Source organism: Pseudomonas sp. Pseusp49, assembly GCF_059491875.1.
The window spans coordinates 3,784,205-3,797,768 of sequence record NZ_CP168514.1 but is presented as its reverse complement, the minus strand read 5'-3'; the positions used below and the strand labels follow the sequence as shown (position 1 = coordinate 3,797,768).

13 protein-coding genes are annotated in these 13,564 nt (G+C 59.1%); all 13 read left to right on the top strand.

What is annotated here, in order from left to right; translation table 11 throughout:
* Window positions 1-301 precede the first annotated feature (301 nt).
* The 13 genes from ACEN83_RS16945 (at window position 302) to panC (ending at window position 13,486) form a co-directional block, all read left to right on the top strand.
* Complete coding sequence (locus ACEN83_RS16945; RefSeq protein WP_095967308.1) at window positions 302-1,366, top strand: amidohydrolase family protein; 1,065 nt, start codon at window positions 302-304, stop codon at window positions 1,364-1,366.
* Window positions 1,366-2,217: a fumarylacetoacetate hydrolase family protein gene (locus ACEN83_RS16940; protein ID WP_095967307.1), complete on the top strand. Its 852-nt coding sequence runs from the start codon at window positions 1,366-1,368 to the stop codon at window positions 2,215-2,217. The genes ACEN83_RS16945 and ACEN83_RS16940 overlap by 1 nt, the downstream gene beginning before the upstream one ends.
* Window positions 2,218-2,230: 13 nt before the next feature.
* Window positions 2,231-3,133, top strand: coding sequence for a 3-hydroxyacyl-CoA dehydrogenase (locus ACEN83_RS16935; protein WP_095967306.1), 903 nt, complete (start codon window positions 2,231-2,233; stop codon window positions 3,131-3,133).
* Entirely contained in the window at window positions 3,130-4,317 is a 1,188-nt protein-coding gene (locus ACEN83_RS16930) for a thiolase family protein (RefSeq protein WP_095967305.1), read from the top strand. The genes ACEN83_RS16935 and ACEN83_RS16930 overlap by 4 nt, the downstream gene beginning before the upstream one ends.
* A 1-nt stretch (window position 4,318) precedes the next feature.
* Entirely contained in the window at window positions 4,319-4,822 is a 504-nt protein-coding gene (locus tag ACEN83_RS16925) for a carboxymuconolactone decarboxylase family protein (RefSeq protein ID WP_204928846.1), read from the top strand.
* A 140-nt stretch (window positions 4,823-4,962) separates the two neighbouring features.
* Window positions 4,963-6,240: a cytochrome P450 gene (locus tag ACEN83_RS16920; protein WP_095967304.1), complete on the top strand. Its 1,278-nt coding sequence runs from the start codon at window positions 4,963-4,965 to the stop codon at window positions 6,238-6,240.
* 199 nt (window positions 6,241-6,439) lie between these two features.
* Window positions 6,440-7,747, top strand: coding sequence for an amidohydrolase family protein (locus tag ACEN83_RS16915; RefSeq protein WP_495577803.1), 1,308 nt, complete (start codon window positions 6,440-6,442; stop codon window positions 7,745-7,747).
* 113 nt (window positions 7,748-7,860) lie between these two features.
* The gene (locus tag ACEN83_RS16910) at window positions 7,861-9,009 is read left to right on the top strand and encodes an acyl-CoA dehydrogenase family protein (protein WP_495577802.1); all 1,149 of its coding nucleotides are present in this window, start codon (window positions 7,861-7,863) and stop codon (window positions 9,007-9,009) included.
* Entirely contained in the window at window positions 9,009-10,082 is a 1,074-nt protein-coding gene (locus ACEN83_RS16905) for an acyl-CoA dehydrogenase family protein (RefSeq protein ID WP_204928845.1), read from the top strand. The genes ACEN83_RS16910 and ACEN83_RS16905 overlap by 1 nt, the downstream gene beginning before the upstream one ends.
* On the top strand, window positions 10,079-10,879 hold the full coding sequence (locus ACEN83_RS16900; protein WP_095967300.1) for a crotonase/enoyl-CoA hydratase family protein: 801 nt from the start codon (window positions 10,079-10,081) through the stop codon (window positions 10,877-10,879). Before ACEN83_RS16905 ends, ACEN83_RS16900 begins: the two co-directional genes overlap by 4 nt.
* 42 nt (window positions 10,880-10,921) lie before the next feature.
* Window positions 10,922-12,046, top strand: a complete 1,125-nt coding sequence (locus ACEN83_RS16895; RefSeq protein ID WP_495577801.1) for an acyl-CoA dehydrogenase family protein — start codon at window positions 10,922-10,924, stop codon at window positions 12,044-12,046.
* Window positions 12,047-12,070: 24 nt separating this feature from the next.
* On the top strand, window positions 12,071-12,622 hold the full coding sequence (locus ACEN83_RS16890) for a glutathione peroxidase (RefSeq protein WP_495577800.1): 552 nt from the start codon (window positions 12,071-12,073) through the stop codon (window positions 12,620-12,622).
* Window positions 12,623-12,625: 3 nt separating this feature from the next.
* Entirely contained in the window at window positions 12,626-13,486 is an 861-nt protein-coding gene (gene panC / locus ACEN83_RS16885) for a pantoate--beta-alanine ligase (protein WP_495577799.1), read from the top strand.
* The last annotated feature ends 78 nt before the right edge of the window (window positions 13,487-13,564 follow it).

Genomic DNA, 13,564 nt, shown 5'->3' with positions numbered 1-13,564 from the left:
GGGTTTTTCGTTTCTGGCGGCGTCTATGTTTTCCCCCTCGTTGTGCAACCCATCCCCCGCAGCAGGCTGTTTTTGCCGTCGTACAGGGTGTTTTCGACTTGGCTCGAAGGCTCTGGCGTAGGCTTTTGCGCGACGATTAAAAATAAATTGAACAGAATTTTGATTTCTGCTCAATTTGAATTTAATCTCTGGTCTTAGCAGCGAGCCTTTCGGCTTCCCTTTGCGCGACAGCTTGCGTCTGGTCACGGGAAGGACCGCGCTAACAAACCAACAAAAAGTGCCAACTTCGAGGTACCTAGACATGCTTATCGATCTCCATGCTCACGCTCCCCATCCGGGCTACTACAACCAACACCCTCATTGGGGGCCGTTTTTCGAGCAACACGCTGACGGTGACATCAAGCTGCGTGTAGGTGATTGGATTCTGGGTCTGGGATCGCCAGAACGTAAGGCCGCCGTCCGCTCCGGTAACGGCCCCAAGCTGGAAGAATATTTTGCTCGCTGGGCTGACCCGAAAGTGCGCCTGGCCGGCATGAATGCCGCCGGTCAAAACCTGCAGGTCGTGTCTGTTCCTTCGCACTGCTACATGTATTGGACCGAAGCCGAATTCGCCGTGCCGTTCGCCCGTACGGTCAACAGAACCCTGGCTGAATACTGCTCCGCAGCGCCAGACCGCCTGATGTTCTGGGCCCATGCGCCGCTCAATGTCCCGGAAGCGGCCGCCGCTGAAATTCGCTACGCCTGCACAGAGCTGGGTGCCAAAGGTCTGGTCGCGGGGGGCGCCAACTTCGGTGGCCTGGAATTCGATTCGCCGGAACTCGATGTGGTATGGCGCACCCTCTGCGACCTGGATTTGCCGATTTTCGTGCACGGCTACAACCAGTCGGTTACCTGGGGCAAGAACGCCAACGACGACCGTTACGAAACCACCGCGATCGTCGGCATGCAGTACGACGAAACCCGTTGCTTCTGGAACCTGATCTGCGGCGGTGTGCTCGATCGCTTCCCGGACCTCAAGGTCTACATCACCCACGGTGGTGGTTATGTGCCGTACCAGCTTGGTCGCTTGGCCAAGACCAACGAAAACCTCGACGTCAAATACAACAAGAAACCACTGCTCGAATACATGAAGAACTTCTACTTCGACGTGGAGCTGCATGAAGTACCGATGCGCCAGGCGTTGATCGACATCATCGGTGCTGACCATGTGCTGTACGGCAGTAACTTTGGTGGCAGCGATGCGGTACGCCACGACCTGACGCATGGCCTGCAGTTGTCCGATGCCGATATGCGCAAGATCCGTTATGAAAACGCCTGCCGTTTGCTGCACCTGGACCCGACCAAGTTGGGCAAGGTAGGTGCCTGATGAAACTGGCGCGATGTGAATACTTGGGCACGGGCATTTTTTGGGCTGTTGTCGATGTCGCCCAAGACCAGGTAACGCCAATTTCCGGTGAGTTCAACGACTGGGCGCCAGCGGTGGCGGCCGGTCGCGGCATCAGCTCGGTGCGGCTCTCGGGTTCTTCCTTGCCGTTATCAAAAGTACGCCTGCTGCCACCGATTGAACCCGTCAATCGAGTGGTCGTGGCGGGTGCCAATTACGCCAAGCACCTGGTGGAATTCGGTTTGAGTGCGCCGGCGCAGCCCGTCGCTTTTCTCAAGGCCTATGGGGCATTGATTGGTGCGAATGACCCGATTCGTTTCCCGCCGTTGACGGAGGAACTGGATCACGAAGTGGAACTGGTCGTCGTCATCGGCACTCCCGAGATCGATCTGGAAAACCCGTTGGCTTGCGTACTCGGCTACACCGTCGGCAACGACGTCAGTGCACGAGATCTGCAACGCAGTGGGCCTGCGGGTATCGGCATGGACTTGTTCGCGGCGAAAAGCCAGGACCAGACCACAGGCCTTGGCCCCTGGATCGTCACCAAGGACGAGTTCCCGCAAGGTTCACCACGGTTGCGACTGACCTTGAAAGTGAATGGCGAAGTGCGCCAGGACGGCTCCACCGGCGAAATGACCTGGGATGTGGGGCAGTTGATCAGCTTCGTGCAGCAGCGTTCGAGTTTCGCCGCGGGCGATGTGTTGTTTACCGGGTCTCCGGCGGGCGTGGGAATGGGTACCGGTCTGTTCCTCAAGGAGGGCGATGTCGTCGAAGCCAGCGTTGAGGGTATTGGCACGTTGCGCAATGTGGTCAGCAAAAAGAACCGAGCCTAAAAGAGAGCCGAACATGAGCGCTAATCAAGAAAAAGTAGTCGTCGTCGGTGCCGGCCTGATGGGTACCGGCATTGCACATGCGTTCGCCAGCTCCGGGTTTATTACGTTGCTGGTGGACACCAACACTGCGGCACTGGCGCAGGCCCGGGCGAGTATCGAGAAAATCCTTGCCGATGGCGTGCGCCTGGGCAAGGTCAGCGAGCAGCAAGCACAGCAATCCCTGGCGAATCTGCTGACCTGTGGCGACTTGAGTGAAGCCGCCATCGGCGCCAACGTGCTGATCGAGACGGTTTCGGAGCAGTTGGCAATCAAGAAGGCGGTCATTGGCCAGGCGGCACCGCTGCTGGCAGAAGACGCCATCATCGCCACCAACACCTCTGCCCTCAGTGTCACCGAGATTGCGGCGTCGGTGGACTGTGCCGATCGTGTAGTCGGCATGCACTTCTTCAATCCAGTGCACAAGATGAAGTTGGTGGAGCTTGTGCGCGGCCTCGCGACCAGTGATGAAGTGGTCGCGCGTACCCGCACCCTCTGCGAGCAAATCGGCAAGACCTCGATCGTCGTCAATGAATCGCCGGGACTGACCACCAGCCGTATGTCGGCGTTGTTGGGTAACGAGGCGATGTGGATGCTGCAGGAAGGCACCGCGACAGCTGAAGACATCGACACCGCGCTGCGCCTTGGCTTCAACCACCCGATGGGACCGTTGGAACTGGGTGACCTGACCGGTTGGGACACTCGGCTGTCGGTGCTGCGCTACCTGCACCAGACCCTCGGTGAAAAGTTTCGACCTTGCCCGCTGATCATCAAGATGGTTGCGGCCGGCCGGTTGGGGCGCAAATCCGGACATGGCGTTTACCGCTATGAAGAAGGCAAGCAAGTGCCGGGCTCGGGGCTCAAGGCCAGTGCACTATGAAAAACGATAAGAAAGACATCGTCATAGTTGATGCGGTACGCACGCCGGTAGGCAAGTTTCGCGGCAGCCTTGCCGGCGTGCGTGCGGACCATCTCGGGTCACTGGTGATCAGTCGTTTGCTGGAGCGCGTCGACGTATCGCCGGCCTCTGTGGACGACGTGATCTTTGGCTGCGTAACGCAAATCGGTGAACAATCCGCCAACATCGCCCGTACGGCGTTGTTGGGGGCCGGCTGGCCGGTCACCGTTGCCGGGCTGACCATCGACCGTAAATGCGGTTCGGGTGAAGTCGCGGTCCACCTGGCCGCCGGTGCAATTGCCGCGGGTGCCGCCGACATCGTGGTGGCGGGCGGTGCTGAAAACATGAGCCGTGTACCCATGGGTAGCAACCGTGAAATCCATGGGCAAGCGTTTGGCTGGATGGCCGCGCAACGCTACGAGTTGACCAGTCAAGGTGAGGCCGCCGAGCGGATCGCCGATAAGTGGGGACTCAGTCGCGAGGCCCTGGATGACTTCGCGTTTGCCAGTCACCAGCGCGCTGCTGCCGCTTGCGATGCAGGTTATTTTGAGAATGAAATCGTTCCAGTGGCGGTCGAGCGACTGCGAGAACTGGAGTTGACGGAACCTGCAAGCACGCTGCTTCGCGATGAAACCATTCGCCGTGATACCTCGCGGGACAAGCTCTCGACACTGAAAACCAGCTTTCGCCCGGATACCGGGCGCATCACGGCTGGCAACTCGTCGCAGATCTCTGACGGGGCAGCGGCATTGCTATTGATGAGTGGCGAAACCGCGAAAAACCTAGGGTTGCGGGCGAGGGCGCGCGTCGTTGCCTTCACCACCGTTGGCTCCGATCCGACACTGATGCTTACCGGGCCCATTGAAGCGACCCGCAAGGTCTTGGCCAAGGCCGGGCTGAGTATCGGTGACATCGACCTGTTCGAAGTCAACGAAGCCTTCGCTTCGGTGCCGTTGGCCTGGATGGCGGAAACTGGCGTGCCGCACAGCAAGTTGAACGTCAATGGTGGCGCCATCGCGCTTGGCCATCCATTGGGGGCGAGCGGTGCACGGCTGATGACGACCTTGCTCAATGAGCTCGAGCGCCGCGGCGGGCGTTATGGCTTGCAAGCCATTTGCTGCGCCGGCGGGATGGGCACGGCCACGATCATTGAGCGGCTCGATTGAGATGGCGCGCTTACCGCTGATACCACTGGAAACCATGCCGGCTGCGTTGCAAGACGCCGTCGAGCGTGGCCAGCGCAACCGCATGCTCAGTTCCACCACGCCAGTGCAGGTCTGGGCACATCGTCCGCAAGTGGCACTGGCCTGGCTCGGCTTGATGGAAAGCCTGCATACCGACAGTTTGCTCGATGAGCGTTTGCGCGAGTTGGTGCGGCTGAAGATCGCCAGCATCACCACCTGCCAGGCCTGCCAACTGGCGCGAAAATCCGACACCGTTACTGAGCAGGACATCGCCTGCATGGCGACGGACAGCGAGCTCTTCACGCCGGCCGAACGGGCAGCGTTGCACTATGCAGAAGCATTTGCGAGCGATTACCTGGCCATCGACGACGCGTATTTCTCCCGGCTCGCGGGTTTTTTCTCCACTGAACAAGTGGTGGAACTGGGGCTGTACTGCGCGCTGATGCTGGCGGGTGGTCGCATGACACTGGTGCAGCAAGCTTATTGAACCTAGCCTGTGGCAATGACAGTTGATCTGATTTTAAATAAGTGTCAAGTATTGTTCAGGCAAGGCCTATTATCAGGCAATCATCCGAGCCTTTCGTCAGGCTCACACCAAAAATAATGACAATAAAGGCGGAGACGATCATGTCAACAGCGGAACAGAGCGACCTGGCCAAGGTTTTTACCGACGTAGCCAGCAATTATCGCGGCACCAGTGACATCGACCTGCACGCGACCTACCGCGAAATGCGCGCCAACTCTCCCGTACTTGAAGACAATTTCATGACTCGCCTGGGTGTGCCTTCGATTGCCGGGCTGGATGCCAATCGACCGACGTTCACGTTGTTCAAGTACGACGATGTCATGGCAGTGATGCGTGATGCGAGCACCTTCACCAGCGGTTTTATCGCCGAGGGGTTGGGGGCGTTTTTCGATGGCTTGATTCTTACGGCCATGGACGGTGACGCCCACAAGAACATCCGCAGCCTGTTGCAACCGGTGTTTATGCCGGAAACGGTCAATCGCTGGAAAGAAACCCGGATCGACCGGGTGATTCGCGAGGAATACATCCAGCCGATGGTGCCGGCCAAGGGCGCCGACCTGATGGACTTCGCCCTGTATTTCCCTATCCGGGTGATCTATTCGCTGATAGGGTTCCCTGAAGACCGCCCTGAACAGATCGAGCAGTACGCGGCGTGGGCACTGGCGATCCTGGCGGGGCCGCAAGTCGATCCGGAAAAAGCCGCCGCTGCTCGTGGCGCCGCCATGCAGGCTGCTCAGGCGCTGTACGATGTGGTCAAGGACGTGGTGACCGAGCGCCGGGCCGCAGGTGCCTCAGGGGATGACTTGATCAGCCGGTTGATCCGCGTCGAGTACCAGGGGCGCTCGCTGGACGATCATGAAATCGCCACCTTTGTGCGTTCGCTGTTGCCGGCTGCCAGTGAAACCACGACTCGTACGTTTGGCACCTTGATGTCGTTACTGCTGCAGAACCCCGATGTGCTGGAGCGGGTGCGCAACGATCGCAGCCTGGTGAACAAGGCGATTGATGAGGCGGTGCGCTTTGAGCCGGTGGCGACCTTCAAGGTGCGCCAGGCGGCCAAAGACCTGGAGATTCGTGGTGTACCGATTCCGAAAGGGGCGATGGTGCAATGCATCGTGACGTCCGCCAACCGCGATGAAGAGGCGTTCGAAAACGCCGACAAATTCGACATCGACCGCAAGCCAAAACCGTCGTTTGGCTTCGGCTTTGGTCCTCATATGTGCATCGGTCAGTTCGTCGCCAAGACCGAGATCAATTGCGCGCTGAATGCGATCCTCGACTTGATGCCCAATATTCGACTCGACCCAAGCAAGCCGGGGCCGCAGATCGTTGGCGCTCAGCTGCGTGGCCCGCACTACCTGCACGTGTTGTGGGACTGAACAACCTCGTAACTCCCCTCTGAAGCCTCTGATTAGCCCGCGACAGGTCTGGTACCTGTCGCGGGCTAGTGCGTTATCGCTCGCGCTTTTTCCCTAGGCCTGAATTAATATGAACACAAACAAAAAATGTGTTTAATAAAGTAAAGATGTGCTCTATGATTCAGGCACAACAACAAGCCCGAATGCGAAGGGGAAAACAATGAAAGTTGAAGATCTGATTCTCGTCAGTGTCGATGACCACGCGATCGAGCCGCCAAATGCCTTTGCTCGTCACATGCCTGCACGCTTCAAGGGGCGTGAGCCGCACGTGGTCAAGAAAGGTGACCGCGATGTGTGGGTGTTCGAAGAGCAAGCCACTGGCTACATGGGCCTCAACTCCGTGGTGGGTCGACCGAAAGAGGAATACGGCATGGAGCCGTTGGGCTACGACCAGATGCGTCGTGGCACCTGGAACATCAAGGACCGCGTCGACGACATGAACGCCAACGGCGTGCTCGGTTCATTGTGCTTTCCAACCTTTCCTGGCTTCGCCGGGCAACGTTTCCAGGTGCATGCCGACCGCGACGTGTCGATGGCCGCGATCCAGGCCTACAACGACTGGCATTTGCACGATTGGTGCAATGCGGCGCCAGGTCGCTTCATTCCGCTGATGATCGTGCCGTGGTGGGACATGAAAGCCGCGGCAGCCGAAGTCGAGCGTCTGGCCAAGCAGGGCGTGCACGCATTGTCGCTGTCGGACAACCCGGCCATTCACGGTTACCCGTCGATCCACAGTGATTACTGGGACCCGTTGTGGAAAGTCTGCAGCGATAACAAGGTCGTGATCTGCTGCCATATCGGTACCGGTGTCAAAGCCAACCACGCTTCCGATATGTCGCCTATCGACGCCTGGATTACTTCCATGCCGATTTCCATCGCCAACTCCGCGGCCGACTGGATCTGGGCACCGATGTGGAAGAAGTTCCCGGACCTGCGCATGGCGCTGTCCGAGGGCGGCATCGGCTGGATACCTTATCTGCTGGAGCGTGCTGATTTCACCCACCGCCACCACAATGCGTGGACCAACTCCAACTTCGGCGGGAAGATGCCCAGCGACATCTTCAACAAGCACTTCATCACCTGCTTCATCGAAGACAATTTCGGGCTGAAAAACCTCGACTACCTGAACGCCGAGATGGTGACCTGGGAAAGCGATTACCCGCACTCCGACTGCACTTGGCCGAACTCGCCGGAAACCGCGTGGGAAGGCTTGAAGCACCTGCCCAAAGAGATGATCGACAAGGTCACGCACTTGAACGCGATGCGCGAGTTTTCCTTTGATCCGTTCTCCATCCACGGTCGGGAAAATTGCACCGTCGGTGCGCTGCGCGCTCAGGCGACACACGTCAGCATCGAACCGGCCCTGGGCCTGGGCGGCGCCGACCACGGTCGTCACGACAATAAACCGGTGACCTCCGGCGACATCAACGCGATGTTCGCCCAGGCTGACGCGCAAACCGCGTTGTAAGTTGCCGCTGTTCTCTGCAGTCGTCGGTCCACGGCGACTGCGGGGGGCGGTTGCCGTTCTGTGGTCGCTTCATTCGAAGCGATTGCGCCTGTGTTCAGCGTTAGAGAGCGCATATGGCCATCAGTCAATTTACCTACAGCAATATTCCTGCCGAGGCACAAGCGCTTCGCGCACAAGTTCGGGAGTTTATCCAGACCAATCTGGCCGATTACCCGCCCAGCTTGAGCGCACAGTCCTGGATGGGATTCGACGCCGAATTCAGCGGGAAACTCGGTGCCCGGGGTTGGGTTGGCATGGCACTGCCCAAAGCCTACGGCGGTTCGGAGGCGGGCCCCTTTGCGCGCTATGTGATTATTGAGGAATTGCTGGCTGCCGGTGCACCGGTATCGGCCCACTGGATTGCCGACCGCCAAAGCGGGCCATTGATCAATCGCTTCGGGACCGAAGCACAAAAGCAGCAGTACTTGCCGGCTATTTGCCGCGGTGAAAGTTTTTTCTGCATCGGCATGAGCGAGCCTAACTCGGGCTCCGACCTGGCCTCGATCAAAAGCAATGCCGTGTGTGACGGTGACAGCTGGCTGCTCAATGGCCAGAAGGTCTGGACCACCAACGCACACCATTCGAACTACATGATTGCCCTGGTGCGTACCGGTGAAAAACCGGAGGCCCGGCATGACGGAATGTCGCAATTCATCGTCGATCTGAGCTTGCCTGGCATCACCATTCGCCCCATACGCGACCTGGCTGGTGGCGAGCACTTCAACGAAGTGTTTTTCGACAATGTACGACTGCCCGCCGATGCCTTGATCGGTACCGAAGGCAAAGGCTGGGATCAGGTCACCGCCGAGCTGGCGTTCGAGCGCAGCGGGCCTGAGCGATTCCTCAGTTGCATGGCATTGCTCAAAACCCTGATTGACGCGGTGGGTAAATCTCCTGATGCGCTACAGGCGCGGGAAATTGGACGCCTTTCGGCCAAATTGCTAACGCTGCGCAACATGTCGTTGTCTGTCACTGCGCAATTGGCGGCGGGTGAACATCCGGCCTGGGCGGCTTCCTGCGTCAAGGATCTCGGCAATGCCTTTGAGCAGGAGATTCCCGAAGTTGCCCAGTTGCTGCTGGAAACCGAGCCACGGCAGGACGGAGGCAGCGAGCATGCTCGCGTGCTGGCCTACCTGACGCAAATGGCGCCCTCATTCTCACTGCGCGGGGGAACCCGCGAAATTCTGCGCGGCATCATTGCCCGCGGTATGGGGTTGCGATAATGCGCGAGATATTTGAAACGACGATAGAACGCCTGTTTGCCGATCTGGCGACGCCGGCTTATGTGATGGGCTGTGAGGGCGGTGAATGGCCGGCCGATTTATGGGCTGCGCTGGACGAGTCGGGTTTCACCCTGGCCGGTGTCTGCGAGGCACTCGGAGGCGCCGAGGCTAGCTGGGCCGACATGTATGTCCTGGTCCGCGCTGCAGGACGTTACTCAGTACCGGCTCCAGTGGGCGAAGCGCTGCTGGCCAACTGGCTGTTGAGCAAGGCGGGGCTGGAGGGGCGGGAAGGGGCGTTGAGCGTGGCGGCCCGTGCCGATCTGCTGCTTGATGGCGAGCGTGTGTACGGCTCGGCGTACGCTGTGCCATGGGGACGCAATGTCGACGCATTGGTCGCTATCGCCCGTTCGGCTTCCGGTGTCCCGAGCATTGTATTGCTGGCGCGCAGCACGGCCAGTGAACTGACCTTGAGTCTCAATGTGGCTGGCGAACCCCGTGATGACCTGGGTTTCACCAGTGCCCAGGTACTGGCACAAGCGCTGCTGCCTAACGGGTTCGACGCCAATGTTCTGGAGCTGGGCGGCGCCATGTTGCGCGCGGCGCAGTCCGCCGGGGCATTGCATGCGCTATTGGACATGACGGCCAACTATGCCGGTGAGCGCAAGCAGTTCGGTAAAGCGATCGGCTCGTTTCAGGCCATTCAGCAGCAACTGGCGGTCTTTGCCGAGCAGGCTGCCGCCGCTGGTATTGCTGCTGAGGCAGCCTTTGCGGAGTCCCGCGACGGCCTGGCAGCGCTGACCATTGCCGCGGCAAAAATCAGCACCTCAGAAGCCGCCAGCGTGGGTGCCGGCATTGCCCATTCGGTGCATGGCGCCATCGGTTTTACCGAGGAATACCCGCTGCATTTGCTCACCCGCCGGTTGTGGGCGTGGCGCAGCGAGTTCGGCTCGGCCAGCCTGTGGAGCCAGCGTCTTGGCACCATGATCTGTCAGGGTGGCAGCGAGCAGTACTGGCCATTGCTGACCCAGCATGGAACGCAACCTTTAACCACTTTTGCGAGTAATCCGGCATGAGCCCGTTTCTTCAGATTGAACGCGAGGGCGGCATCGTTACGGTGCGCATGAACCACCCGGACACGCGCAATGCCCTGACCACGCCCGAGCAGATCCAGGAATTCGTCGACCTCTGCGCTGAACTGCGCCGCGACCGTACTGTGCGGGTCTTGGTGCTGACCGGCAATGGCAGTGCGTTCTGTGCCGGTGGCAACGTCAAGGATATGCATGAGCGTGACGGTATCTTTGCCGGCTCGCCCTATGAACTACGCAATACCTATCGAGATGGCATTCAGCGGATTCCGCTGGCGATCTATGAGTTGGATATTCCGGTGATCGCCGCGGTAAACGGGCCGGCGATTGGCGCCGGTCTGGATCTGGCGTGCATGTGCGACATACGTCTGGCGGCGCCCAAGGCAATTTTTGCGGAAAGTTTTGTACGCCTGGGCATCGTTCCGGGTGACGGCGGTGCCTGGTTGTTGCCCCGCATCATCGGCATTCCGAGGGCCAGTCTGATGGCGTTTACCGGCGATGCAATCGACGCAGCCAAAGCGCTTGAGTGGGGCCTGGTGGAGCAGGTGTGCACCCACGAAACGCTGCAGTCGGAGGCGCAAGCGCTGGCGCGCAGAATTGCCAGCAATCCGGGGCACGCATTACGCCTGACCAAGCGGCTGTTGCGTGAGGGGCAGCACATGCGCCTGGACTCATTGCTTGAGTTGTCTGCTGCGTACCAGGCACTGGCCCATCACACCGAAGACCATCAAGAGGCGGTGTCTGCATTTGTCGACAAGCGCGATCCGATTTACCAGGACCGCTGATTCCCCATTGCCAACAACAAGAATCGATCTGGAGTAAGCAAGATGCGCGGCGTATTTCGAGAAGACCACAACATGTTCCGTGATCAGGCCCGCCGTTTCGTCGACCGCGAAATCGTGCCCTACCTGCATGAGTGGGAAAAAAACGGCATCGTGCCCAAGGAGGTCTGGCTGAAGGCCGGTGAGAATGGCTTGTTGTGCTCGACCGTGCCGGAAGAATACGGCGGACCGGGCGGTGACTTCGGCCACTCGGCAGTGATGATCGAGGAGCTGGCTCGCGCCAATGCCACTGCCGTGGGGTTCACCACTCATTCGGAAATCGTCACGCCTTACATCGTTGCCTATGGCAGCGAAGAGCAGAAGCAGCAATGGTTGCCGCGCATGGTCAGTGGTGAATTGATCGGTGTGATCGCCATGAGTGAACCGGGCATCGGCAGTGATCTGCGCTCCATGCGTACCTCGGCGCGGCGCGACGGTGATGATTACATCGTCAACGGCCAGAAGACCTTTATCACCAACGGCGGCAACGCCGGCCTGGTGGTCACTGCGACCAAGATCGACCCTGCGGCCAAAGAGTTGACCTTGATCTGCGTCGAAGAATCTCGTTCCGGTTTCGCCAAGGGGCGCCTGCTGGAAAAGATCGGCCTGAAAGGTCAGGACACCGCTGAACTGTTTTTCGATGAAGTCAGGGTGCCGGTTGGCAATCGGTTGGGCGAGGAGGGGATGGGGTTCAAGTACCTGACCCATCAACTGGCCTGGGAACGCTTGATCATCGCCATTCGCGCCGCGCAATCGATCGACACACTGCTGGAAGAAACCATCGGCTACACCCGTGAACGCAAGGTCTTCGGCAAACCGGTGCTCGACTTCCAGAACACCCGCTTCAAATTGGCGGAAGCCAAGGCCCAGGCCACCATGTTGCGGGTGTTTGTCGACGACTGCCTGGCCAAAGTGATGCGCGGCGAGCTGACCCCGGAAATCGCTGCGATGGCCAAACTGCTGGGTTCGGAAATGCAGGGCAAGTTACTCGACGAGTTCCTGCAATTGCATGGCGGCTATGGGTTCATGAGCGAATACAAGATCAGCCGCGCCTGGGTCGATGCCCGAGTTGCCCGCATCTATGGCGGCACCTCGGAAATCATGAAAGAAATCATCGGCCGTACCCTTTGATTGACCACCGTGTGAGGCAGCCAGATGAGTAACGCCCTTTACGACATTCCCTTGAAGCAGATCGATGGCAGTGCCGGCAGCCTAGGCGACTACCGGGGCAAAGTCCTTCTGGTGGTCAACGTCGCTTCCAAGTGCGGCCTGACCCCACAATACGAAGTGCTGGAAAAACTGTACCAAGGCAAAAAGTCCCAAGGCCTCGAAGTGCTGGGGTTTCCGGCGAATAACTTCAGGGAGCAGGAACCGGGGAGCGACGCAGAAATCGTTGAGTTCTGTTCGACGACCTACGACGTTCACTTTCCATTGTTCTCAAAGATTTCGGTGGCGGGCGCCGATCAGCACGCGCTGTACCGCGAACTGACGACCTCGCAGCCTGAGGCCATCGGTGACGGTCCGTTTCGTGAGCGGTTGAAGGGCTATGGCATCGAGTCTGCTAACACAACGGACGTGCTGTGGAACTTCGAAAAGTTTCTGATCGATCGTCAAGGCCAGGTTGTCGCGCGTTTCGCGCCAGACGTTGCGGCCGACGACCCACGGCTGCTGGCTGCCCTGGATGCGCAGTTGGCCAAAGAGGCATAAACGGTGCAGACAGTCGATACGGTGAATGCATTGCGCGCGTTGGTAAGCCGTGCGCGCAGTGAGAACAAAAAGGTTGCCCTGGTGGCGACCATGGGCAATTTGCATGAAGGGCATATTGCCCTGGTCCACTGGGCGAAGCAGCGGGCTGACTATGTGGTCGCCAGTATCTTCGTCAATCCTTTGCAGTTTGGCGCCAACGAGGACCTCGCCAGTTACCCTCGAACGCCAGAAGCGGATCGGGAAAAACTGGTCGGCGCAGGCTGCGATGTGCTGTTTGCGCCTACGGTGGAGCAGGTTTATCCGGAAGGCATGCACAGTCAGACGCTCGTTAGTGTGCCGAAGGTCTCTGAAGGTCTTTGCGGTGCGGCGCGGCCCGGTCACTTTGACGGTATGGCAACCGTCGTTATCAAGTTGCTGAACATTGTGCAGCCGCACGTGGCGGTGTTCGGGCAAAAGGATTATCAGCAACTGGCGGTCATTCGAGCGATGGTTCGGGATCTCAACATGACGGTCGACATCGTCGCTGCACCGACGATCCGGGCTGCGGACGGCTTGGCCCTATCGTCGCGTAACGGCTACCTGACCGATCACGAACGGGCAGCGGCCCCGGTGCTGTATGCGTGCCTCCAGCAGATGGCGGCGTCGATACGCAATGAGCGGCGCGTGAATGAGCGCCAGTTGATCGAGTGTCATCAACGGATCAGCGACGCTGGATTCCAACTGGAATACTTCGAAGTCAGGAATGCACAGACCCTGCAGTCGGTGACGGGCATCGATACCCATTTTGTAATTCTGGTGGCGGCGCGCCTCGGGAGAACGCGGCTCATCGATAACCTGACCCTGGATCTTCGCCAGAGTGAATGAATCAACCATCAACGGCCAGTATTGGCGGCGACGCATGCTTACGCTGTCAGTCGGGGCAGCGCAACGATCACCCGAGGA